Origin of the sequence: Bowdeniella nasicola (assembly GCF_900107735.1) — a bacterium.
GTDB lineage: Bacteria > Actinomycetota > Actinomycetes > Actinomycetales > Actinomycetaceae > Bowdeniella > Bowdeniella massiliensis.
In genome coordinates this window covers 189494-213654 of the sequence record NZ_FNQV01000003.1, presented here as the reverse complement: position 1 = coordinate 213654, position 24161 = coordinate 189494, and the positions used below count along the sequence as shown (strand labels likewise).

General features: G+C 65.4%; 21 protein-coding genes and 1 pseudogene. 1 reads left to right on the top strand and 21 read right to left on the bottom strand.

Annotated elements, in window-relative coordinates; translation table 11 throughout:
* Positions 1-10: 10 nt before the first annotated feature.
* The 5 genes and pseudogenes from BLU67_RS12675 to pdhA all read right to left on the bottom strand — a co-directional run.
* Positions 11-158, bottom strand: a pseudogene (locus tag BLU67_RS12675) (hypothetical protein); the annotation flags it as partial.
* A 62-nt stretch (positions 159-220) separates the two neighbouring features.
* The gene (gene lpdA / locus BLU67_RS03350) at positions 221-1633 is read right to left on the bottom strand and encodes a dihydrolipoyl dehydrogenase (protein ID WP_092562066.1); all 1413 of its coding nucleotides are present in this window, start codon (positions 1631-1633) and stop codon (positions 221-223) included.
* Between the two features lie 4 nt (positions 1634-1637).
* Complete coding sequence (locus BLU67_RS03345) at positions 1638-2987, bottom strand: dihydrolipoamide acetyltransferase family protein (RefSeq protein WP_092562063.1); 1350 nt, start codon at positions 2985-2987, stop codon at positions 1638-1640.
* A gap of 11 nt (positions 2988-2998) precedes the next feature.
* A complete protein-coding gene (locus BLU67_RS03340; protein ID WP_092562060.1) occupies positions 2999-3976 on the bottom strand; it encodes an alpha-ketoacid dehydrogenase subunit beta in 978 nt (325 codons plus the stop codon).
* A gap of 2 nt (positions 3977-3978) precedes the next feature.
* Entirely contained in the window at positions 3979-5088 is a 1110-nt protein-coding gene (gene pdhA, locus BLU67_RS03335; protein ID WP_222842353.1) for a pyruvate dehydrogenase (acetyl-transferring) E1 component subunit alpha, read from the bottom strand.
* Between the two features lie 199 nt (positions 5089-5287).
* On the opposite strand from pdhA, the gene rarD reads away from it, so the two are divergent.
* Positions 5288-6211: an EamA family transporter RarD gene (gene rarD / locus BLU67_RS03330; RefSeq protein WP_222842352.1), complete on the top strand. Its 924-nt coding sequence runs from the start codon at positions 5288-5290 to the stop codon at positions 6209-6211.
* A gap of 494 nt (positions 6212-6705) precedes the next feature.
* On the opposite strand, the gene BLU67_RS03325 is transcribed toward rarD, so the two are convergent.
* The 16 genes from BLU67_RS03325 to BLU67_RS03255 form a co-directional block, all read right to left on the bottom strand.
* Positions 6706-7212: a hypothetical protein gene (locus tag BLU67_RS03325; protein ID WP_092562057.1), complete on the bottom strand. Its 507-nt coding sequence runs from the start codon at positions 7210-7212 to the stop codon at positions 6706-6708.
* Complete coding sequence (locus BLU67_RS12030) at positions 7181-7381, bottom strand: PAS domain-containing protein (protein ID WP_261977012.1); 201 nt, start codon at positions 7379-7381, stop codon at positions 7181-7183. The genes BLU67_RS03325 and BLU67_RS12030 overlap by 32 nt, the downstream gene beginning before the upstream one ends.
* Positions 7382-7523: 142 nt before the next feature.
* On the bottom strand, positions 7524-8507 hold the full coding sequence (locus BLU67_RS03320; protein ID WP_410002415.1) for a polyprenyl synthetase family protein: 984 nt from the start codon (positions 8505-8507) through the stop codon (positions 7524-7526).
* Entirely contained in the window at positions 8504-10069 is a 1566-nt protein-coding gene (gene nuoN, locus BLU67_RS03315; RefSeq protein ID WP_092562054.1) for an NADH-quinone oxidoreductase subunit NuoN, read from the bottom strand. The genes BLU67_RS03320 and nuoN overlap by 4 nt, the downstream gene beginning before the upstream one ends.
* The gene (locus BLU67_RS03310) at positions 10066-11595 is read right to left on the bottom strand and encodes a complex I subunit 4 family protein (protein ID WP_092562051.1); all 1530 of its coding nucleotides are present in this window, start codon (positions 11593-11595) and stop codon (positions 10066-10068) included. Before BLU67_RS03310 ends, nuoN begins: the two co-directional genes overlap by 4 nt.
* A 24-nt stretch (positions 11596-11619) precedes the next feature.
* Entirely contained in the window at positions 11620-13584 is a 1965-nt protein-coding gene (gene nuoL, locus BLU67_RS03305; RefSeq protein ID WP_092562048.1) for an NADH-quinone oxidoreductase subunit L, read from the bottom strand.
* A gap of 12 nt (positions 13585-13596) precedes the next feature.
* The gene (nuoK, locus tag BLU67_RS03300; protein WP_092562045.1) at positions 13597-13896 is read right to left on the bottom strand and encodes an NADH-quinone oxidoreductase subunit NuoK; all 300 of its coding nucleotides are present in this window, start codon (positions 13894-13896) and stop codon (positions 13597-13599) included.
* Positions 13893-14783, bottom strand: coding sequence for an NADH-quinone oxidoreductase subunit J (locus tag BLU67_RS03295; protein ID WP_092562042.1), 891 nt, complete (start codon positions 14781-14783; stop codon positions 13893-13895). Before BLU67_RS03295 ends, nuoK begins: the two co-directional genes overlap by 4 nt.
* On the bottom strand, positions 14780-15406 hold the full coding sequence (gene nuoI / locus BLU67_RS03290; RefSeq protein WP_250506583.1) for an NADH-quinone oxidoreductase subunit NuoI: 627 nt from the start codon (positions 15404-15406) through the stop codon (positions 14780-14782). The genes BLU67_RS03295 and nuoI overlap by 4 nt, the downstream gene beginning before the upstream one ends.
* Positions 15407-15455: 49 nt before the next feature.
* On the bottom strand, positions 15456-16808 hold the full coding sequence (gene nuoH, locus BLU67_RS03285; RefSeq protein WP_092562036.1) for an NADH-quinone oxidoreductase subunit NuoH: 1353 nt from the start codon (positions 16806-16808) through the stop codon (positions 15456-15458).
* Positions 16808-19438 (bottom strand): NADH-quinone oxidoreductase subunit G, encoded by a 2631-nt coding sequence (locus tag BLU67_RS03280; RefSeq protein ID WP_092562033.1) that lies wholly within the window; start codon positions 19436-19438, stop codon positions 16808-16810. The genes nuoH and BLU67_RS03280 overlap by 1 nt, the downstream gene beginning before the upstream one ends.
* Positions 19435-20760 carry an NADH-quinone oxidoreductase subunit NuoF gene (gene nuoF / locus BLU67_RS03275; RefSeq protein ID WP_092562030.1) on the bottom strand — a complete coding sequence of 442 codons (1326 nt, stop codon included), beginning with the start codon at positions 20758-20760 and terminating at the stop codon, positions 19435-19437. Before nuoF ends, BLU67_RS03280 begins: the two co-directional genes overlap by 4 nt.
* Positions 20757-21524, bottom strand: coding sequence for an NADH-quinone oxidoreductase subunit NuoE (gene nuoE, locus BLU67_RS03270; RefSeq protein ID WP_092562027.1), 768 nt, complete (start codon positions 21522-21524; stop codon positions 20757-20759). The genes nuoF and nuoE overlap by 4 nt, the downstream gene beginning before the upstream one ends.
* Positions 21521-22855 (bottom strand): NADH-quinone oxidoreductase subunit D, encoded by a 1335-nt coding sequence (locus tag BLU67_RS03265; protein ID WP_092562024.1) that lies wholly within the window; start codon positions 22853-22855, stop codon positions 21521-21523. Before BLU67_RS03265 ends, nuoE begins: the two co-directional genes overlap by 4 nt.
* Entirely contained in the window at positions 22852-23607 is a 756-nt protein-coding gene (locus tag BLU67_RS03260; protein WP_222842351.1) for an NADH-quinone oxidoreductase subunit C, read from the bottom strand. Before BLU67_RS03260 ends, BLU67_RS03265 begins: the two co-directional genes overlap by 4 nt.
* Positions 23604-24158 carry a NuoB/complex I 20 kDa subunit family protein gene (locus BLU67_RS03255; RefSeq protein ID WP_092562021.1) on the bottom strand — a complete coding sequence of 185 codons (555 nt, stop codon included), beginning with the start codon at positions 24156-24158 and terminating at the stop codon, positions 23604-23606. Before BLU67_RS03255 ends, BLU67_RS03260 begins: the two co-directional genes overlap by 4 nt.
* Positions 24159-24161: the final 3 nt, after the last annotated feature.

The window sequence follows — 24161 nt, the reverse complement described above, 5'->3', positions numbered from 1 at the left end:
ATGACGAGCCCCATAACGCCGTTGGAGACTTGGGTCGCCTGCAAGACGACCTCCAGCCATGGCGCGTGCGGTAGGAGGGCCCGCACCAGCTCACCCAGCAGAGCGCCGGGGATGAGTGCGACGACGGTACCAATGGCGAGCCCGTTCAGGACGTTCATGGTGAAGTCCTTCGCGGGATGCGCGGTCGCTGGCTGGGTTGCAACTGACATGAGTGGTCTTTCTACTGGTGGATGGCGTGGCCAAGAGCTGCCTCGGCCGCGTCCATGATGGATTCCGTGAGAGTGGGATGAGCGTGGATCGTTGCGACGATGTCGTCGGCGCTGAGCAGGTTTTCCACCGCCAGGCCGAGTTCCCCAATGAGTTCGGAGGCGTTCGGCCCGACAACCTGGGCACCCAGCAGGCGCGAGGTGTCCTTGTCTGTCACGAGGCGCACGAATCCGACAGCTTCTGACAGTGAGAGCGCGCGGCCATTACCCCCGAGGGGGAACTTCGACTTCTTCACCTCAAAGCCCGCTTCCGTGGCTTCGGCCGCGGTCATCCCGACGGTCGCGATCTCGGGCGAGGTGTAGCACACCGCCGGGATCGCGAGGTAATCGGCCGCCACCGCACGATCGCCGGCAATGGCGGCGGCAGCGACTTTGGCTTCATAGCTCGCCTTGTGAGCAAGCGGCAGGCCGGGCGTGATGTCGCCGATCGCGAAGATTTGCGGTACCGCCGTGCGGCACTGCTCATCGACCTCGATCAGGCCGCGCTCCGTCGTCGAAAGCCCCGCCATCTCCAGGCCGAGCTCGTCGGTATTGGGTACGCGGCCGACGCACACACCGAGGTAGTCGGCCTCGATCGTGTGCTCACCGTCGGCGGTTTCGTACGTGGCGCGCACGTGATCACCATCAACGGCCGTCGCGGTGAGCGTGGCTCCGGTGATGATCTCGATGCCGCGCTTTTTTGCTTGGCGCAGCACCGGCGCGACAAGGTCGTCCTCGAAGGCGGCAAGCACGCGATCCAGGCCCTCCAAGACGGTGACCTGGGAGCCGAGATCGGCGTAGGCGCCGGCCAGCTCCATCCCGATATAGCCGCCGCCAACGATGATGAGCCGCTCCGGGATCTCGGGCAGGTTCAAGACCCCGGTGGAGTCTAGGACCCGCTCGGATAGCGGCGCTACCGGCAGCACGACGGGCCGCGAGCCCGTCGCGATGATGCAGTGCTTGAAGGAGTAGGACTGGCCGTAGACGTCATCGAAGATGACGCGCAGCGTCGAGGCATCAACGAAATGTGCCTCGCCCGAGATGACCTCGACACCGTTCTTCTTCAGCAGTCCGGCAACGCCCTTGGTCAGGTGACCAACGACGTCGTTATCCTTCCACGCCTGCGTGGCGGAAAAGTCGATCGTCGTGTTCTCGTTCGTGACGCCGAACAGGCCGGGCGCCTTGGAGGCGGCCACGTGGTGGCCCGCCTCGATCAGCGCCTTGGACGGGATGCAGCCCACGTTCAGGCAGGCTCCCCCGACCTTATCCTTTTCGACGACGATGACCTTCTGGCCGAGTTGAGCGGCGCGGATTGCGGCGACGTAGCCGCCCGGTCCGGAACCGATGACGACGAGGTCGACTTCGGATGCAAAATCTCCTACAACCATCGGCTTAGCTCTCCGCAAACAGGTAGTCGGGATCGGATAGGAACGCCTTGAAATCGTTTAGCGCCAGCTGGGCGGCGACGCCGTCGACGAGGCGGTGATCGAAGCCGAAGCTGATCTTCATGACGTCCTTGTAGACGGGGTTCTTGTCCTGATCGGGCAGGAACTCGCCTTCGATGCGCCCGATGCCGATGATGATCGGCTCGGGCACGTTGATGATCGGGGTGGACCACACGCCCGCGGTGGCGGCGCCGCCGACGTTCGTGATGGTGAGCGATCCGCCCGTCATATCGGCGCTCGCAAGTTTGCCGTCCTGGGCGAGAGCGCCGAGGCGTTCAACCTCGCGAGCGATGTCGAACAGCGAGCGACGATCGGCGTCCTTCACGACGGGCACGTACAGGCCGGCGTCGGTGTTGACAGCCACCGTGACATCGATCGAGTCACGGTAGACGATCTCGCCCGCAGCCATGTCCGCGTAGGCGTTGAGGTGCGGGTGCTTCTTCAGCATCGCGACGCACGCCTTGACGAGGTAGGGCGTGTAGGTGAGCTTGATGCCGGCCTCGGCGGCGCGCGGCTTGAGCCGGGCCCGGTGGGCGACGAGCTCGTCGACGACGGCGCGGTCGAAGACCGTGACGTGCGGGATGGTCTGCTTGGCGCCCACCATGGCGTTAGCGGTCGCGCGACGCATCGGGCTCATCTTCTCGCGGCGCTGGCCCGCAGCGGATGCGATCGGCGCGGCCTGTGCCACCGGCGCTGTCGGAGCCGGGCTGTCCTGAGGCGCCGGGCTCTGCTCAGTTGGCTCACTCGGGGCGCTGTCGGCTGACGCTGCCTGGAGCGCCGCGTCGACGTCATCGATCGTGATGAGGCCGGAGCGGCCGGTGCCCTCGATCGTACGCAGGTCGATCCCCTTGCTGCGGGCGTAGTAGCGCACCCGCGGGACGGCCAGCGTGCGAATATCAACGTCCTCGCCGTGCACGGCTTCGCGCGGCGAGCTCGTCGTGGCCGGTGCGCTCGGCGCTTGCGGAGCGCTCTCGTCCTCGGCGTCCTTGACGGCGTCCACGCCGGATTCGTCGGCCGCGACCGCGCTATCGTCGGCGGGGCTCGCAGGGCTGCCAGCACCATCGCCAGTGTCGATCTCGATGATGACTGAGCCGACGAGCGCCTTGTCTCCCTCCTCGCCGATGATCTTCGTGACGATGCCGGAGACCGGGCTCGGAAGGTCGGCGGTGGCCTTGTCGGACTGAATCTCGACGAGGGTGTCGTCCTCCTTGACCTCATCGCCAACCTTGACGTGCCAGGCGATGATGTCTGCTTCGTGGGTGCCCTCACCAATGTCGGGCAGTTTGAATTGGAACATTGCTGGCCTTCCTAGAACTCGAACGTGGCCTTGGCGGCGGCGTAGATGTCCTTCGCGCCGGGCAGCCACACGCTTTCGGCAGCGCCGAACGGGTAGGTGGTGTCGGGGCCGGAGACCCGCGCGACGGGAGCGTCGAGCTGCATGAAGCAGCGCTGTGCGATCTCCGAGGCAACGTAGCCACCGACGCCCGCAATGTGCTGGGCTTCCTGCACCACCAGTGCGCGGTGGGTCTTGGTCACCGAGGCGACGAGCGTCTCGAAGTCCACCGGGGCGACGGTGCGCAGGTCGATGACCTCCGCGTTGATGCCGTCCTTGGCGAGTTCGTCGGCGGCCTTCTCGGCCTCCACGACCATGAGGCCGTAGCCGATGATCGAGATATCGCTGCCCTCGCGGCGCACCGCGGCCTTATCGAGGTCGACGGTGTAGTAGTCCTCGGGAACCTCGCCCTTGACCGTGCGGTAGAGCTTGAGGTGTTCGAGGAAGACGACCGGATCATTGGATTCGATCGACGCGATGAGCAGGCCCTTCGCGTCATAGGCGCTCGAGGGGATCACGACGCGCAGACCGGGGATCTGGGCGAGCAGTCCCTCGTAGGAATCGGAGTGCAGCTCGGGGGTGTGTACGCCGCCACCGAAGGGGGTGCGGATCGTGATGGGTAGGTTGCGCTTGCCGGCGTAGCGGTAGCGGTAGCGGGCAATATGCGCGACGACGGCGTCCATGCCCTGCAGGATGAAAGAGGAGAACTGAATCTCCGGCAGCGGGCGCATGCCCTGATCGGCCAGCCCAATCGACATCGCGAGGATGCCCGACTCGGCGAGCGGGGTATCGAAGACGCGGTCGGTGCCGTACTTGGCCTGCAGGCCGTCGGTGATGCGGAAAACGCCACCGTTTTTGCCCACGTCCTCACCGAAGATCATCGTCGTATCGTCCCGGCCGAGCATGGTGTCGAGGCCGGAGGTGACAGCTTGGGCAAGAGTCATCTCGCTCATGCTTAGTTAGCCTCCTTCGCGGCGTAGGTGTCGAGTTGCTCGGTGATCGTTGCCGGCGGGTTTTCATACATCACGGACAGGAAGTCAGTGACCTTCTGGGCCGGCGTCTGGCCCATGAGCTTCAGGGCTTCCTTGATTTCGCCCTTAACCTGTTCCGCGATCTCTTCTTCGCGCTCAAGGTCCCACAGCTTCTTTTCCACGAGCACCTCGCGCAGGCGGCGCAGCGCCGACTTGTTCGTCCAAAGGTCGACTTCGTCTGCACCGCGGTAGCGCGTCGGATCATCCGACATCGTGTGTGAACCAGAGCGGTAGGTCAGGGCTTCGATGAGGACCGGACCATTGCCGGCAAGCGCGTATTCGCGCGCCGAGGCGGTGGCGAGATAGACGGCGACGGGGTCGTTGCCATCCACCCGGATCGCGGGCACACCCGCAGCGACACCCTTTTGCGCCAGGGTCTGTGCGGCGGTCTGGTTCACGACGGGAACCGAGATCGCGTACTGGTTGTTCTGGATTAGGGCGATGACCGGGGCCTTGTAGACGCCCGCGAAGTTCAATCCCTCGTAGAAATCACCCTGCGAGGTAGCGCCGTCGCCAAGATAGGCGAAGGCCACGCGCTTTTCGCCCTTACGGGCCATTGCCATCGCGGCTCCCACGGCGTGCATGACGGTCGCACCGACAATGACCTGGGGCACCCAGGCCGAGACGTCCTCGGGGTAGGCGTTGCCTTCGATGTGGCCGCGCCACCACAAGAATGCCTGGTGCATCGGCACTCCGTGCTTGATGAGCGGAGCCAGGTCGCGGTAGGTGGGGATCAGCAGGTCCTGGGAGCTCAGGGCTTTCAGCGAAGCGAATTGGCTGGCCTCCTGGCCGCCGCCCGGAGCGTAGTTGCCGAGCGCTCCCTGGCGGTTGAGCATGATGATGCGCTGATCAAAGACGTGCGCCCACACCATGTCTTCCATGAGCTCGACAAGGGTTTCTTCCGAGACCTTCTCAAAGGCCTCGGGGTCGAGAATTTCGCCGTCGGGGCTCAGCACCGCGTGCATGGGGAAGTTCTCGCCATAGCTGGCGGCTATCTCCTCCCAAGGAATTTCGGCTAGCGACATCGCGTCCATGTATGACAATCCTCTTCGATGAATTTTGTGATCTCTACACTCCCTAGACTCGCTGCTTTTACCGCCAAGAAGCAAGGAGATAGCCGTAGTTTTACTTTAGAAGCCTATAAGCAGCATCTATACCCAAGGCGCACTCCGCGACTTCCATGACTGGTGAGACCATCGTGCTGGGCCCCGCTGGCCGGGGGATACTACTGGGGTGAGCGCCCCTATTTCTGCCAAGCCGGATGGTATTGACCGCACCGGTTTTGCCCTGGGGCTTGGCGCCTACCTCATGTGGGGCGGCTTCCCCCTGTTCTTCGCTCTCCTAGCAAGCGTCGGCGCGCTGGAAATCGTCGCCCACCGCGCGATCTGGGGACTCGTATTCTGCCTTGCCGCGCTGCCAGTCCTTGGCCGCTGGCGGGAGTTCGTTGCAATCCTGCGCGATCGCCGCATTGCGAGCGCGCTTTTCCTTGCGGGCCTGCTCGTTGCCGCGAACTGGACGATCTACGTCTATGGCGTCACGAGCGGGCGGACGCTGGATGCGGCGCTCGGATATTTCATCAATCCCATTGTCACCGTCATCCTGGCCGTTCTGGTCCTCGGGGAACGACTCCGGCCGCTGCAGTGGGGGGCGATTATTTTCGGCGCGCTCGCAGTCATCGTCCTCATCGTCGCCTACGGCGAGGTGCCCTATATTGCGCTCGGGCTCGCGGCATCCTTTGGGCTGTATTCGCTCGTGAAAAAGCAGGTGGGACCCAAGGCCGGCCCGCTGCCGGGGATGGCGGTCGAGACCATGGCGATCGTGCCGCTCGCGGCGGTGTATCTCGGCTACCTTGCGGCGACGGAGAGCATCTGGGGCGGCCTGGATCGACCCGGAATCTTTGCGCTGCTCGTGATCTCGGGCCCGCTGACCGCAATCGTCTTGATGATCTTTGCCGGCGCTGCTCGCCGACTGCCCTTGGCATTCCTCGGGCTGCTGCAGTACATCACACCCGCAATTCAGATGGGGATCGGGGTGGCCGTGTTCCACGAGCCCTTGCCGCCCGAGCGGCTGGCCGGTTTCGCGCTGGTGTGGATCGCAATCTCGCTGCTGATCGCCGACTCACTGAGCCGGCTGCGCCGCCGGGCGCCCCGGCGCTGATACGTCCTTAGTCCCAGTGGGCCGGGTCCGCGATGCGCGATCTCGCGGCACGTGGCGATCAAGGAGTTCACTCGCGCGAGGTTTTCGGTGGCGCGTGCGCTGGCGGTAATGACCGCCTGGACGTGCGCGGCAAGGTCTTCGGGCAGCTGCATTCCGGTGATGGAGGCGGTAAAGAGCTGCAGCACCTGGTTGGGGACATCGAGCGCGTAGGTAGTTTCAGCAACGGATTCCGCGCTGGCGGCGATGAGGCTGCGATTGTCCGAGAAACTTGACCGCATCTGACGCATGCCCTCGCGCAGCGCGCGCGTGAGGTCTTCGATCGAGCGAGCACTGGCGGCGGCATCGGGTTCGCCATCCATGAGTTCGACCGTGAAATTGGCGATCATCGTCGTGTGCAGTCGGGACAGCGCGATGCGGAAGCGGGTGGCCGCCGAGTTATCGGCCAGCGAGTTGAGGGTCCTCACCATGGTCGCCAGCGCCGAGGTGACGATGGGTTACATCTGGATCCACAGCTGCAGCAGCTGCGCCAGCAGGGCCATGTGCGGGCCGTGCGCGGTAAAGGCGTCCAGCATCTCCTCGGTGACGACGCCCGTCGTCGTATCGCGCGTAATGTCGCCTGCTAGGCCGCGCAGCTCGGTCGCGAGGCTCGCGATCTGCTCCGCGGCGTCCATCCAGGCATCGAGCTCGCCCATGATGCGGCGTGTGATGGCCAGGGCCTCGCCGAGCATACCGGTTTCCTGCTCGCGGCTCGGCAGACCGTTGACGAGCGCTTCGCGGGCGGTGACCTCGGCGGGCAATGCCTTCCACATGAATGGCGCGTAGCTGGAAAACCCTGCGGCCGAGAGTTCCTTGCCCAGAACTTCAAGGCCTGCGGCTGCGGCATCTCGCCGGTTCATGCCGGATTCGAGGTACCCGTCCTCGGCTCGGCGCACGGTGCGATAAATCCCGACGGCGGCCGAGAAGAGCTCTTTAACGACGGGCCGGGTAGAGGTATCCCCCACCGGGCAGCGGCGTGACCGTCGCGAACACCACGTACTCTTTGCCATCCAGGGCGCGATTGCGCACGTAGCCGACGAATGGGCTGCCCGCCTGGAGCGTCTCCCACATCGCCTTAAACACGGCACCGGGCATCGCGGGGTGCCGGATGATGTTGTGCGGGGAGCCGAGCAGCTCGATGCGCTACAGTTGGGCTAGCTGGCCGAAGATCGAGTCCGCGTCGGTGATGACACCGTGGTCATCCGTTGTGGAGAAAACAATGTCCGCCACCGGCAGTTCCCGGTAGCCCTCGCTGTCCACGTCACCCTCTCCTACGTCACGCCATGCGGTTGACGAGTAGCACCGCAAAGTCGGCGAGCGCGTCCTTCACGGGCGAGGCCGGCAGGCCGTCGAGTTCGGCTACCGCATCATCGGCCCAGGAGCGGGCGAGCTCGCGCGCCTCATCGACGACGGGGTGGACGCGCAGCCGCGCCACGACGTCGCTTAGGGCGCGATCGGAGCTCAGATCGCCCTCGAGGTCGCTCAGGAGCTGTTCGCCTTCGGCATCGAGCGTGCCGGCGCGCTGGCGCTTCTTCAGCAGCAGGATCGGCATCGTGTCGACGCCTTCGCGCAGGTCCGTGCCCGGGGTCTTGCCCGTCGTTTCCGAATCGGAGGCAAGATCGATGACGTCATCGGCGAGCTGGAAGGCGACGCCGACCTTCTCGCCGTAGCGCTCGAGCACCGCGATCTGTTCAGCCGGCGCTCCGGCGAACATGGCCCCGTAGCGCGCGGAAGTCGCAATGAGCGAGCCCGTCTTGTCGGCGAGGACATCGATGTAGTGCGCGACCGGGTCCTGCCCGTCAGCAACGCCGAGCGTCTCATGCAGCTGGCCAAGGCAGAGCCGCTCGAAGGTTTCGGCGTGGATCCGCACCGCTTCGGCGCCAAGGGAGGCGACGATTTGGGAGGCGCGGGCAAACAGGAGATCGCCGGTCAGGATGGCGACGGTATTGCCCCACACTTCGTGGGCTGCAGGAGCCCCGCGACGCAGCGCCGCGGAGTCCATAACGTCATCGTGGTAGAGCGTGGCGAGGTGGGTGAGCTCGACGCCCACGGCCGCCCGTTCCACGTCCTCATTCACGCCGTCGCCCAGATGGGCGGCGAGCAGCACGAGCATGGGCCGCATGCGCTTGCCGCCGGCGATCGCGAGGTGGCTTGCCGCCTGATCGATCACGCGTTCTTCGTGGGAGGTCGAGGCCTGCAGCCGCGCCTCGACGGAATCGAGGTAGGGCTTCAGGGTCTCGAAGGTCAGCGGCTCACTCACGGCAGTAACTGGCTCGCGTTCGAAAGGAGGTTCAGGACCGGTCCGGGAATGATGCCGAGCAGCACCGTCAAGACGGCGCAAGCGCCGATCGCGATCGTCGTCGGGCCCTCAGAGCCGATGGCAACCGTCGACTCGTCCTCCGCGTCCGTCAGGTACATCAAGACGATGAGGCGGACGTAGAAGAATGCGGTCGCGGCCGAGGCGATGACCGCCACGACGACGGCCCAGGCAAGGCCACCGGAGATCGCCGCGGAGAACACGACGAACTTACCGATGAAGCCCGAGGTCAGCGGGATGCCCGCAAACGACAGCAGGAAGATCACCATGGCGCCGGCTAGCAGTGGATGCCGCTTGCCGAGGCCCGCCCATTGCTGCAGGTTCGTCGCCTCAGAGGTGATGTTGCCGTTCGCATCGACCTCACGAACGAGCGAGACGATGCCGAAGGCGCCGATCGTCGCAAGACCGTAGGCGAGCAGGTAGAACAGCGTTGCTCCCAGCGCCTGCTGCGTCAGCGAGATGACACCCAGGAGCAGGAAGCCGGCGTGGGCGATCGAGGAGTAGGCAAGCATGCGCTTGATGTCGTTTTGGACGACACCAAGGACGGTACCGATGAGCATCGTCAGCACCGCGATGCCGAGCATCAGGGCGTTGAGGTCCCACTGCATGCCGTAGGCGATCGTGTACCAAAAGCGCAGCAGCGCGGCGAAGGCGGCGAGCTTGGTCGCGGCCGCCATGAAGCCCGTGATGGGGGTGGGTGCGCCCTGGTAGACGTCCGGCGTCCAGGTGTGGAACGGTGCCGCACCGACCTTGAACAGCAGGCCGACGGTCACGAGGACAATGCCGGCGAGCAGCAGCGTGTCCTTGCCCGCGACGAGCATGACGGAATCGGCGATCTCGGCAAACCGGAAGGAGCCGGAGAAGCCGTACATCAGCGCGATGCCAAAGAGCATGAACGCGGAGGAGAACGCGCCGAGCAGGAAGTACTTCAGCGAGGCTTCCTGGCTGAGCAGGCGGCGACGACGGGCGAGGCCACACAGGATGTACAGCGGCAGCGAGAGAACTTCCAGCGCGATGAACAGCGTCACCATGTCGGCCGTGGCCGGGAAGACGAGCATGCCTCCCAGCGAGAACAGCACGAGCGGGAAGACCTCGGTCTGGGCGAAGCCCGCGCGCGTGTAGTCCTCTTCCTCATAGCTGCCGGGACGGGTCGCACCGGCGGCGACGAACGCGCCATCACCGAGGCTCGTGCGGTCCGCGATCACCATGAGCGCGAGCAGCGAGGAGATGAGCAGGATGCCCTGGGTCGCCAGTGCGAACGGATCCTCGTGGTAGGAGCCGGCGAGCACGCTCGTCGGTCCATCGGCCGCGACGACGGTCCAGCGCCAGACGACCGCGACGATCGCGGCCGCGATCGCCACCATCGAGACCACCAGCTGGATCGTGCGGCGTACCGTGCGCGGCGCGAACGCCTCAATCAGCACGCCGATGACGGCGGCGGCGAAGATGATGAGGATCGGGGTGAGCGCACCCCAGGCGATGTCGGGAGCTACGAATTGACTCACTTCTCGCTCCTATCGAAGAGCTGGGCAGAGATGGTCGCGTCGGTCGTGATGGTGTAATCATCGGCCACCGGCGCAACGGTGTTAATCACGAGGGAGGGCAGGACACCAAGGACAACCATGGCGATCGCGAGCGGGACCATGACGGCCTTTTCATTTCCGTCCAGGTCGCTGCTATCGATGAGTCCCTCGGTCGTCGGTGGGCCGGTAAAGACCCGCTGATAGGGCAACAGCACGTACAGCGCGGCGATGATGACGCCGAGCACCGCGAAGCTGCCGGCCCAAATGTTCGCGCCGAAGGAGCCCATGAGGACCATGTATTCCGGCACGAAGCCCGACAGGCCCGGCAGGGCAATCGAGGCCAGGCCGGTGAACAGGAACAGGCCCGCAAGGATCGGGGTCGTGCGCTGCATGCCGCGGTAGTGCGGGATCTGCACGCTGCCGCCGCGGCGGCCCAGGAACTCCACGATGAAGAACATGCCGGCGGTCGTGATGCCGTGCGCCACCATGTAGACCATCGAGCCCGTCATCGCGACAGTGGAGCCGATGAAGATACCCATGACGATGAAGCCGAAGTGCGAGACCGAGGTGTAGGAGACCAGTCGCAGCAGGTCACGCTCGGCGACCGCCATGAGGCCGCCCCAGATGATGGAAATGACGGCCAGGATGATGATGACCGGTGCGGCCTTCGCGCTGGCGTTCGGGAACAGCGGCAGGCACAGCATGATCATGCCGAAGGTGCCGACCTTATCGAGAATGCCAACGAGCAGGACCGAGGTACCGGCCGGTGCCGCTTCCGCGGTATCCGGCAGCCAGGTGTGCACGGGAACCATCGGAGCCTTGATCGCAAAGGCGATGAAGAAGGACAGGAAGATCGCCATCTCCACGCCGGCCGGCATCTGCAAGCCAGCGAGGTTGTCGATGAGGAAACCGTCCGGGCCCTGCGGTCCGTAGGTGTAGATCGCGATGACACCGACGAGCATGATGAGGCCACCGGCGAGCGAGTACAGCAGGAACTTGATCGCGGCCGCGCGGCGCTTGACTCCCCCGTAGCGGCCCACGAGGAAGTAGACCGGGATGAGCATCGCTTCGAAGACGACGTAGAACAAGAACACATCGCGGGCGGCAAAGATCGCGACCATGAAGGCAGCGAGCGAGAGCACGAGCGCGTAGTAGCCGGCCGCGCTGCCGCGGGACTCACCGTCGGCCGGTGCCGGGCGGTAGGCCATGATGACGAGCGGCACGAGGGCGAGCGAGAGCAGGACCATAACGAGGCCCAGTCCGTTCACGCCGAGCGCCCAGCTCACTCCGAGCTGCGGGATCCAGGAGGCCTGTTCGACCAGCTGGATGCTCCCGGCTTGTGCGAAGTCGAAGGAGACTGCGGCCACGATGGCGAGCACGAGCTCGAGCACCGAGATGCCGAGCGCGGTGAGCTTAGCGGTCTGATCCGGAAGGCGTAGCAGCCCGATCGCGAGCGCGCCGAGCGCGGGCAGCGCGATCAGAATCGTTAACCAGGGGAAGGATTCCATTGAGTTTTCTCCTGTTCTTCCCGGTCAGATCCGTGAAGCCAACACGACGACCAGCGCCACAATGACGCCGACGACGGTGATGGCCGCGTAGGAGCGGACGTAGCCGTTGTGGAGTTTGCCGAACCATCTGCCAAGCGCGCCCGTCCCGCGGGCAGCGCCCATGACGAGCCCGTCAACGGCGAGATGGTCTGCTTCCTGCACACCCCGGGTGAGCATTTGCGAGGGCGCCATGAAGACGGCCTCGTTGATAGCGTCCTGGTGTAGGTCGGCGCGAGCCGCGCGCACCAGAGCGTTGGTCTCCGGCGGGGTGGTGGCCACCTCGCGGCGAGCAAAGAGCACGTAGGCCAGTGCCACGCCCAGGATGACGACGGCGAGCGTCGCCCCCATGATGACGGGCACCGCGATCACGGGCTCGTGATGCTCAACCTCACCGGTAACCGGCGCGAGCCAGGCGGTGAAGTCCCAGACGTAGGTCAGCGCGAGGCCGAGCCCGATGGAAAAGACCGACAGCACGATCATCGGCACGGTCATGAGGGCGGGCGACTCGTGCGGATGCATGTCCTTACCTTCGCGCGTCTTAGACCAGCGCTTGTCGCCATGGAAGACCATGAAGAACAGTCGCGACATGTAGAACGCGGTGATGCCGGCGCCGAGCAGCGCAATGAGACCAAAGATCCACGGCCGCAGGCCATCGCCAACGAAGGCGGCTTCGATGATCTTGTCCTTGGAGAAGAAGCCCGCAAACGGGGGTACTCCGAGGATCGCCAGCCAGCCAATGGCGAAGGTGATCCACGTGACCTTCATGTACTTGCTGAGCCCACCAAAGCGCCGCATGTCGACCTGATCATCCATGCCGTGCATGACGGAGCCGGCACCGAGGAACATCTGGGCCTTGAAGAAGCCGTGGGTGAGCAGGTGGAAGATCGCGAAGGCGGCACCGATCGGGCCGAGCCCGGCCGCGAGCATCATGTAGCCGATCTGGCTCATGGTGGAGGCCGCCAGGACCTTCTTCATGTCGTCCTTGGCGCAGCCGACGATCGCACCGAACAGCAGCGTGATTGCGCCGATGATGGCGACGAGGAGTTGGGCCGTCGGGGCACCGGCGTAGATCGCACCGGAACGCACGACGAGGTAAACGCCCGCCGTGACCATCGTGGCGGCGTGGATGAGCGCCGAGACCGGAGTCGGGCCGGCCATGGCGTCACCGAGCCATGCCTGCAAGGGGAACTGCGCGGACTTACCGCACGCGCCCACGAGCAGCAGGATGCCGGTGACGGTCAGCCAGGTGGTCGACGTGCCGGGCACTGCGGCGAACGCGTCGGCGTATTTGACGCTGCCGAGGGTGGCGAACATCGTCGCCATCGCGAGCAGCAGACCGGCGTCACCGATGCGGTTCATGACGAAGGCCTTCTTAGCGGCCGTCGCGTACTCGGGCACCTGGTTCCAGAACCCGATGAGCAGGTAGGACGCGAGGCCCACGCCTTCCCAGCCGACGAACAGCAGCAGGTAGGAATCCGCGAGCACGAGCGTGAGCATCGCCGCGATGAAGAGGTTGAGGTAGGCGAAGAAGCGTCGCCGGTCCGGATCGTGTTCCATGTAGGCCACGGCGTATACGTGGATGAGGGAGCCGACGAAGGTCACGAGCATGACGAAGGTCAGCGAGAGCGGGTCGAGCAGCAGCCCGATCGCTCCCCCATCGATAAGTCCCGGCATCCAGTCATAAAGCGGCAGCTCGATGGAGCGCGCCTCGGGGGCCAGCCCGAAGAGCTGGAAGAGGATCGCGGCACCGAGCACGAAGGATGCCCAGGAGGCGGCCACGCCAAGCCAGTGCCCCCACCGGTCGGACATGCGTCCGGCGAGCAGCAGGATCGCGGCGCTGGCGAGCGGGATTGCGATGAGCAGCCACGCGAGCGAGGCAGCGCCCGTGGCCGGGGTGGTCCCGATCTCGATTGCGAGGGGGAACTGAGAGGCAGTCAGTAGTCCAGTCATGAGCTAGGCACCTCAGTTCTTCAGCAGGGACACGTCGTCGATCGACGCGGACCTGCGGGTTCTAAAGATGGACACGATAATCGCGAGCCCGATCACCACTTCGGCGGCAGCGACGACCATGACGAAGAACGCCATGACCTGACCGTCCAGGCCGCCGTGCATGCGGGAGAAGGCCACGAGCGCGAGGTTGGTGGCGTTGAGCATGAGCTCGACACCCATGAACGCGATGATCGCGTTGCGCCTCACGAGGACCGTGATCGCGCCGATCGAGAACAGGATTGACGACAGCACGAGGTAGTTCATGATGCTCATTTGGCATCCTCCTCATCGATCATGGCCGCAGGGAGCTCGGGGGCCGGAGTGCCCGGCATGTTCGCGAGCCCGGACTGCGCGACGTGATCATTTACGTGGGCTGCGGGATCAAGCGCGAACTCGCCGATCTCACGCTGCTGGCCACGCACCCGCAGCACCTTGGGTACCGAGGCGTTGATCGGGCTGCCGTCGGCCGCGAGCGCGGGCACGTCGGCGGCGTTGTGGCGGGCGTAGACGCCCGGGGTCGGCAGCTGGCTGATCCGGCCATCTCCGCGGGCCCACGCGCGCATCTTGGCATCGGCCACGGTGCGCTGGGTGATGGCCCGGTGCAGGCGGTCGCGGTGGGTGAGCGTGAGAGCTCCGAGCGCGGCGGTGATGAGCAGCGCGCCGGTCAGTTCCATCGCGAAGACGTGCTTACCGAAGATCACTTCGGCGACGCCGACGGGGTTCGTCGCGGCATTGGCTTCGGCGAGCCCCGCGGGCTGACCGAGGGTGGCCCAACCGAGGGCGCCGGCGAGCACGATAACGAGGCCGAGGGCCGCAACCGCGGAGACCCAACGCTGGTTCTTGATCGTCTCGACCAGCGAATCGGAGGCATCCACGCCGACGAGCATGAGCACGAACAGGAAGAGCATCATGATCGCGCCGGTGTAGACCACGACCTGGGCGACCCCGAGGAAGGGTGCCTCCAGCGCGGTGTACATGAACGCCAGGCAGATCATGACAAAGACGATGGACACGGCCGCATAGACGGCCTTTTTCGCAAAGATGAGGCCGAGCGCGAAGATGACCATGAGCGGTGCCATGATCCAAAACAGCACGGTTTCACCCGTTCCGATCACGGGTTCGGCCGCGGGCGCGACGGCGAGGGGAAGCAGCGGGCTCATGGACGGTCTCCCTTCGCTGCGCTCGCGTCTTTCAAGGTCGGATCCTCCGGCCGGTTGGCGCGGACCCAGTCGATCTGCTCCGTGGTGGGGCCGGTGACCTCGCCGCGGTAGTAGTCGTCATCGGTCGTGCCCTCGACCATGGGGTGCGGGGCGGCAAGCATGCCCGGCTCCATCGGAGCGAGCAGGTCCTGCTTTTCGTAAATCAGGCCTTCACGGGTGGGGCCCGCGAGTTCGTATTCGTTGGTCATCGTCAGGGCGCGCGTGGGGCACGCCTCGATGCACAGGCCGCAGAAGATGCAGCGCAGGTAGTTGATCTGGTACACGCGGCCGTAGCGCTCACCCGGGGAGAACTGTCCGTCCAGTGAGTTGGAGCCGGCTTCAACCAGAATCGCGTCCGCGGGGCAGGCCCAGGCGCACAGCTCGCAGCCGATACACTTTTCCAGCCCGTCGTCATAACGGTTGAGCTGGTGACGGCCGTGGTAACGCGGCTGGGTCGGGACCTTTTCGAACGGGTACTGCTCGGTGACCGTCGGGCGGAACATCGAGGAGATCGTGATCCCGAAACCCGCCACCGGGGCGAACAGCTTGCCTAGAGCGCCCTTCTCGTCGGGAGCGAACCGCATGGGTTCGCGGCGTGTCACCTCCCCGCGGGTGCGGGCCTTGTCCATGTCCTTAGACATCAGCTTCCTCCTCAACCACGGCGGTGCCAGGCTGCCGGCGGCTGGCGCGCGGCGATTCCGGCAGGTGCTGCCCCGGCAGTGGCGGCACGGGGTAGCCGCCCGCGAAGGCGTCGAACGGCTCGTCGGAATCGGTGACGATTCCGTCGGTCAGTTCGTAGCCGTCGTCGGTCAGTGTTTCGGGTTTCTTCTTTTCGGGGATGAGCAGCATGATCACGATGGCGACCGCGAAGACGCCACCGATGACCATCAGCAGGGTGGTCAGCGGGATGTCGGTGAAGCGACGCACGCCCTGAACGATCGCCACCATCGCTACCCACACGAGGGCGACGGGGATGAGGACCTTCCAGCCGAGCTTCATGAACTGGTCGTAGCGGAAGCGCACGAGCGTGCCGCGCACCCAGATCATGAAGAACATGACGATCCAGACCTTGGCGATGAACCACAGCATGGGCCACCAGCCGGTGTTCAGCATGCCGTCGCCGATCATTGACAGCGGCCACGGTGCCCGCCAGCCACCGAGGAATAGGGTGACGGCGACGCCGGAGACGTTGAACATGTTGATGTATTCGGCGAGGAAGAACCACGCGAACTTCATCGACGAATATTCGACCATGTGGCCGGCGACGAGTTCGCCTTCGGCTTCGGGTAGGTCGAAGGGCAAACGGTTGACTTCGCCGACCATCGAGATGATGTAGACGATGAAGGCCGGCAGCAGGGCGATGAACCACCACAGCCGGGTTTGCGCGTCAACGATTTGGGAGGTCGACATCGATCCGGAGACGAGGAAGACCGAGACGAGCGACAGACCCATGGCGAGCTCGTAGGAGATCACCTGCGCCGAGGAGCGCACGGCGCCAAGCAGCGGGTAGGTGGAGTTGGAGGACCAGCCGCCGAGCACGATGCCATAGACGCCGAAGGCGGTAATCGCCAGGATGTAGAGCACCGCGACGGGGAAGTCTGTCAGCTGCAGCGGCGTCGTGTGGCCGAACATGGAGGCTTCGGGTCCAAATGGGAGCACCGCGTAGACCATGAAGGCAGTGAAGGCCGCGATGAACGGCGCAAGCAGGTAGAGGAACTTGTCCGCGCCCTTGAGCATGAAGTCTTCCTTCAAGACCAGCTTCAGGGCGTCCCCGATGGCCTGGAAGAGACCGAAGGGGCCATGGACGTTCGGGCCGGGGCGGGTCTGCATCCGGCCCAGTCCACGTCGTTCCACCCACAGCGCCATGAGCACGGAGACCAGCAGGAAGACGAGGATGAAGACCGCCTTGATAAGGACGATCCACCACGGGTCGTTGCTGATATCCGCGACGGGATGCGCGTCAAAGGGGAAGGCGAGGGCAATCATTAGTTGGCCTCCTTAGCTTCCAAGGTGACGATGTCGCCAGCGCCCACCCCGAGGTCGGTGTAGACGGAGCAGCCGGGCGAATGCTGCGGCAGCCAGACGACGTGATGCGGCATGTCGGTGATCGCAACGGGGACTCGCACGGCGCCGGCGGGACCGGTGACGGTCACGAGGTCGTCGTTTGCCAGACCGAGCTCACCGGCGAATTCCGGGCTGATGCGAGCAACGGCGCGCGGCGCGGTACCCGCCAGGTGCGGCTCGCAGTCCTGGCCGCTCGCGCTATCGAGCATCATGCGCCACGTCGCGAGAACCGCCTCGTTGCCGGAGGCGTGCGGCACCTCGCCAGCAGCACGGTGCTCGAAGGCCGGCGTCGCGCCGCTCCACTCGAGCAGTTCGGTGATCTGGCCGTGAACCTCATCGAGGGAATCGATGCCGAGATCAATGTCGAACTCGCGGGCGAGATCGGCAAGGACTTCGCGATCAGAGGAGAAGTGCGAGGTGCGAACCTGGCCGAAGGGACGCAAGCGCCCCTCCCAGTTCAGGAAGGTTCCGGCCTTGTCGACCGGCGGTGCGACGGGCAGCACGACCTGGGAGGTCGGCGTGATCGCGGAGCGGCGAACCTCGAGCTGGACGACGAAGGCGGCGCGCAGTGCACGCTCGGCGAGGACGGGATCCGGGAGGTCGGCCAGGTCGAAGCCGCCGACGATGGCCGCGGGCAGCTCGCCGGTGTTCAGCGCGAGCAGGATCTCGGTCAGGTCGCGGCCGGCAGCGCTCGGCAGCTCGGTTACTCCCCAGGCGCTCGCAACATCGACGCGGGCTTCCGCATCGCTCGCGGCGCGGCCCGAGGGCAACAGGTCTGGCAGCAGTCCGGCCTCGAGCGCGGCGCGTTCGCCGGCGCGGCGCGGGATCCACACGAGGCGTGCTCCGCTGCGCTTTGCCAGTGCCGTCACTTCGCTGAGCAGGCCCGGCACCTGGGCGGCGCGCTCGCCAACGGCGATGATCGCGCCCGGTGCGGACAGGCGTCCAGCCAGGGCGTTGAGGTTCTCGTGCGCGGAGCCGTCCACGATCGCCGCGAGCACCTCGGATTCGGTGCCGGGGGCGGCGGAGATGAGGTCGGCGCCGAGCTTGCGCGAACCGCGCGTGAGGTAGGGCGCGAGCGTGGAGACGTGGACGCGGCCTTCCAGGACGCCCTTGCGCAGGCGCAGGAAGACGTTTCCGGCCTCTTCTTCGGATTCCAGTGCGACGAGGAAGACCTCGGGCGCGAATTCCAGGTCACGGAAGGTGACGCCGAGCCCGCTGCCCGCGACGTGCGAGGCGAGGAAGGCGGCTTCTTCCGCGCTGTGGGCGCGGGCGCGGTAGTCCACGTCATTCGTCTGCAACACGACGCGCGCGAACTTCGACCACGCGAAGGCGTCCTCCAGGGTGAGGCGGCCACCGGGCAGGGCGGCCACTCCCCCGCGCGCGAGCGCGTCCTTCAGCCCATCGGCCGCAATGGCCAGAGCCTCGGACCAGGAGGTTTCGACGAGCTCGCCGGTTTCTTCGTCGCGCACCATGGGGGCGCGCAGCCGGTCCGGGGCGTCCTGCCAGGCGAAGGCGAAGCGGTCCTTGTCGGTGATCCACTCCTCGTTGACCTCCGTGTCGTTGCCCGAGAGGCGACGCATGACGGTGCCATGCCGCACGTCGACGCGGATGGCCGCGCCGGACGCGTCATGCTCCGCGACGGAAGCCGTAGAGATGAGGTCGAAGGGGCGCGAGCGGAACCGGTAGGTCGCGCTCGTCAGGGCCCCCACGGGGCAGATCTGGATCGTGTTGCCGGAGAAGTAGGAGGCAAAGGTGCGTCCGGATTCATCCCGCTCGGCGGCGCCGACGGGTCCCGCGGCGAGTCCCGCGGTCAGGCCGGGCTCCCCGTCGGGGCCGATCAGGTCCGGCGCGATGACGTGCGGCTCAGCGTGGCCGGTGTCGGCGAAGTCGAGGATGTTCTCATCGAAGGTGCCGATTTGCGAGGAGTGCAGGCCGTGCAGCTCCATGCCGGGGCTGCCGGCGCCGCGGCCCTGCAGCGCGATGAACGGGTCACCGGCGATCTGCGCGGAGAACCGGGTGCAGCGCTGGCAGAGGATGCAGCGGTCGCGATCGAGCAGGATCTCGGTGGACACGCGGATCGGCTTGGGGAAGGTGCGCTTGATGTCGATGAATCGCGAGGTGGCGCGGCCGTTGCTCATCGCCTGGTTTTGCAGGGGGCATTCGCCGCCCTTATCGCACACCGGGCAATCCAGCGGGTGGTTGATGAGCAGGAACTCCATGATGCCCTGCTGCGCCTTGTCCGCGACCTGGGAGGTGTGCTGGGTGTGCACTTCCATGCCGGGGGTGACCTCCATGGTGCAGGAGGCCTGGGGCTTGGGCATCGGGCGGATGTTGCCTTCGCGGTCGGGCATCGCCACATCGACCAGGCACTGGCGGCAGGCGCCGGCCGGCTTCAGGAGCGGGTGATCGCAAAAACGCGGAATGTGAATCCCGGCCTGCTCGGCCGCGCGAATGATCAGCGTTCCCTTGGGAACCTCGACGGTGACGCCGTCGATGGTGGCGCTGATTAGCTCGACGGCTTCGCTACCGGGTTTGGGAGTGGTCGTCGTCATCGGACACCTGCCTCAGTAAAGACGGCGGTCGCTTCGTAGGGGAAGAGCTCGCGCGCGGGCGTTGTTAGGCCTGCTTCAAACTCCTCACGGAAATACTTGATGCCGGATTGGATCGGGGTCGCCGAGGCGTCACCGAGCGCGCAGAAGGAACGGCCCAAAATGTTGCCGGCGATCTCGTTGATGAGATCGACGTCGCCGGGCTCGCCCTTGCCTGCTTCCAGGCGGTGCATGATCTGGCGCATCCAGAACGTGCCTTCGCGGCACGGGGTGCACTTGCCGCAGGATTCGTGCTGGTAGAAATCGGTCCAGCCGCGCACGACGCGAACGACCGAGGTGGTCTCGTCAAAGACCTGCAGGGCGCGGGTACCGAGCATGGATCCGGCGGCCCCGACGGCTTCGTAGTCGAGCGGCACATCGAGGTGCTCTTCGGTAAAGATCGGCGTGGAGGAGCCGCCCGGCGTCCAGAACTTCAGGCGGTGGCCGTTGCGCATGCCGCCACACATCTCGATGAGCTCGCGCATGGTGATACCAAACGGGGCTTCGAACTGGCCCGGGTTTTTCACGTGCCCGGAGACCGAGAAGATGCCGTGCCCGGCGCTCTTTTCGGTACCCATGGCCTTGAACCAGTCGTTGCCGTGGGCAATGATGCCCGGCACCGAGGCGATGGATTCGACGTTGTTGACGACCGTCGGGCGAGCGTACAGGCCCGCGACCGCCGGGAACGGGGGCTTCAGGCGCGGCTGGCCGCGCAGGCCTTCGAGGGAGTCGAGCAGCGCAGTTTCTTCACCACAGATGTAGGCGCCGGCACCGGCGTGCACGGTGACCTCGAGCTCGTAGTCGCCGCGCGGACCGAGTCCGGTTCCGAGCAGGCCCGCTTCCTTGGCTTCGCGCACGGCGTTCAGCAGTCGGCGGTAGACGTGGACGACCTCGCCGCGCAGGTAGATGAACGCGTGGGTGCAGCCGATGGCGTAGGAGGTGATCGCGACGCCCTCGATGAGCACGTGCGGATCGGCCATCATGACGGGAATGTCCTTGCAGGTGCCCGGCTCGGACTCATCGGCGTTGACGACGAGGTAGCGAGGGCCGCCATCTGGCGGAGGCAGGAAGGACCACTTCAGCCCGGTCGGGAAGCCTGCGCCGCCACGGCCGCGCAGTCCCGAGTCCTTGATCTGGTTGACGACCTCTTCCGGGCTCATCTGCAGGGCTTTGGCGAATGCTTCGTAGCCCCCGTGTTCGCGGTAGGTCGCAAGGGAGTAGGGCGCATCCTTATCCCACAGGTCGGTTAGGACCGGGGTGAGGGTTCCGGGAGTGGAATAACTCATTCGTCTGCTCCTTGCTTCGCATCGCCGTCGTAATCGGCCGACGATCCGGGCTCTCCCACGTCTTCGGTACCGGCGTAGGGATCGGCGGAACCGGATTCTGAGGGCTCGGGTGCGCGCCAGTTGTGATCGCGAGCGATCTTCAGGCCCAACAGGCTGGCTTCGCCCGCGGCCACGCCTTCGGTGGCGCGACCGTCTTCGAAACCGGCCAGCACGCGCGAGATTTCCTTGAAGGTTCCGACGGTTTCGGGACCGCGCGTGGGGTGGATCGGCTTACCTTCGCGGATGTCCTCGACGATCTGCAACGCCGAGGTGGGCGTCTGGTTGTCGAAGAATTCCCAGTTGACCATGACGACGGGTGCGTAGTCACAGGCCGCGTTGCATTCGAGGGCTTCCAGGGTGATTTTGCCGTCGTCGGTCGTTTCGGTGTGGCCGACGCCGAGCTCTTCGGACAGTGTTTCGTAAATTATGTCGCCACCCATGACAGCGCATAGCGCATTGGTGCACACGCCCACGTTGTACTCGCCATTGGGGCGGCGGCGGTACTGGGAGTAGAAGGTTGCGACCGCGGAGACCTCGGCGCGGGTGATGCCCAGGACGTCAGCGCACAGCGCCACGCCGCGCGGGGAGACATAGCCGTCGTAGGACTGGATGAGGTGGAGCATCGGGCCGAGCGCGGAGCGCGCGTGCGGGTAGCGGGCAACGATCTGCTCGCATTCCGAGCGCACCGTCGCATACACCTGCTCGGGGTAGCTGGATTCACTCACCGGTCAACGCCTCCCAACACGGGGTCGATTGAGGCCATGGTGACGACGATGTCGGCAATCATGCCGCCCTCGACCATCATGGCTGATGATTGCAGGTTCGCGTAGCTGGGCTCCCGGAAGTGCACCCGGTAGGGGCGGTTACCGCCATCGGAGACCGCGTGCACACCGAGGACACCCTTGGCATGTTCCGTGACTGAGAAAGCTTGGCCGGCGGGAACGCGGAAGCCTTCAGTGACGATCTTGAAGTGGTGGATGAGGGCCTCCATTGAGGTCCCCATGATCTCCTTGATGTGCGCAAGCGAGTTGCCCTGGCCGTCGCTTCCGATGGACAACTGGGCGGGCCAGGCAATCTTCTTGTCAGCCACCATGACGGGCTCACCTTCGCTGGCCTCCAGGCGCTCCAGGCACTGGTAGACGATCTTCAGCGATTCGTAGCACTCATCGAAACGCACCATCGTCCGGTTATACGGATCGGAATAGGTGCGGGTAGGGACCTCGAAATCGTAGGTCTCGTAGCCGCTGTAGGGCTGGAGCTTGCGCATATCAAGCGGCAAGCCGGCCGCGCGCAAGCACGGCCCGGTCAGGGACAGCGCGAGCGCTCCCGCGATCGAGATGTAGCCGACCTTTTGCATCCGCAGCTTGAAGATGGGGTTGGCGGCCAGCAGGTCACGCAGTTCGCCGACATCGCGGCGCACCTTGGGCAGCAGCTCGCGGATGTAGTCGGTCGTGCCCGGGGGCAGGTCCTGTGCGACGCCGCCGGGACGGAAGTAGGCGTGGTTCATGCGCAGGCCGGTGATGCGTTCCAGGATGCGCAGGATTTCCTCGCGGCCACGGAAGCCGATCGTCATGACGGTCGTGCCGCCCATTTCGTTACCGCCGGTGCCGATGGCAACGAGGTGAGAGGCGATCCGGTTGAGCTCAGCGAGCATCACGCGGATGACCTTCGCACGCTCGGGAATGTCGTTCTCGATGCCGAGCAGGCGCTCCACGGCAAGGACGTAGCCGAGCTCGTTGTGCAGCGGGGCCACGTAATCCATCCGGGTGCAGAAGGTCACGCCCTGGGTCCAGGTGCGGAACTCCATGTTCTTTTCGATACCCGTGTGCAGGTAGCCGGTGCCGACTCGCAGTTCCTTAACCGTCTCGCCCTCGATGTCGAGGATGAGGCGGAGCACGCCGTGCGTGGAGGGGTGGACCGGGCCCATGTTGACGACGATGCGCTCTTCGCCAACGCGTTCGGCCTCGGCCGCGATATCGTCCCAGTCCCCGCCGGAGGCGGTGTATTCGGAGAGGGTGGCGTCTTCAAAGACGGGACCTGTAGCGTGCACGCTCATGAGTTGTACGACCTCCGAGTATCTGGCGGTGGGACGGTGGCGCCCTTGTATTCCACGGGGATGCCGCCGAGCGGGTAGTCCTTGCGCTGGGGGTGTCCTACCCAGTCATCGGGCATGTGGGAGCGGGCGAGGGCGGGATGGCCGTCAAAGACGATGCCAAAGAAGTCCCAGGTTTCGCGCTCTTGCCAGTCATTGCCGGGGTAGATGGACACAACCGAGGGGATGTGCGGATCGGAATCCGGGCACGTGACCTCCAGGCGCACCACGCGGCCACCGTGGGTGATGGACATCAAGTGGTAGACCGCGTGCAGTTCGCGATCGGTTTGGTGCGGGTAGTGCACCCCGGATACGCCCAGACACAGTTCGAAGCGCAGGTCTTGGTCATCGCGCAGGTGCCGGCAGACGCGCTCAATGTGGCTGCGTTCGATGTAGACCGTAAGTTCGCCACGATCGACGACGACGGCCTCGATCACGTCATCCGGGTTGACGCCATCGGTCTGGAGAAGTTCGCGTAGCACCTCGATGAACTCATCGAACCAGGAACCGTAGGGCGGCTCGGTGGGATCCGGCATCCGGATCTCGCGCACGAGGCCACCAAAGCCCGAGGTATCCCCCGAGCCGGCGGCTCCGAACATGCCCTTGCGGGTGTCGATGATCGGAAGCTGGCGGTGCGCCGTTGCGGGGTCGACCGCGGCACCGATGGCATCCGTGACGGCGATGTCCTTGCTCGCCTTGGTGTTGTCTTCGCTCACGCCAGCTCTCCGTTCATCAGATGCATCGGGGTCGCGCGCAGCGCCGCGGCTTCGGCGGCCCGAGCGGCTTCCACCCGGTTGACGCCCAGCGGCTCGTTCTTGATCTGCTCGTGCAGCTCCAGGATTGCGTTGAGCAGCATTTCCGGGCGCGGCGGGCAGCCCGGCAGGTAGATGTCGACGGGCACGACGTGATCACAGCCCTGGACGATCGCGTAGTTATTGAACATGCCGCCCGAGGAGGCGCACACGCCCATCGAGATCACCCATTTGGGTTCCGGCATGGAGTCGTACACGTTGCGGATGATCGGCGCCATCTTGTGCGACAGGCGGCCCGAGACAATCATGAGGTCGGCGTGACGCGGCGAGGCGCGGAAGACCTCCATACCGAAACGCGAAATGTCGAACCGCGGCGTACCGGTGGCCATCATTTCAATCGCGCAGCAGGCCAGACCCATGGTGACGGGCCAGACGGATGATTTACGTGCAAGGCCAACGATTTTCTCCACGCTTGTCAGCATGAAGCCGGATGGTGCCTTTTCTTCGATACCCATGCT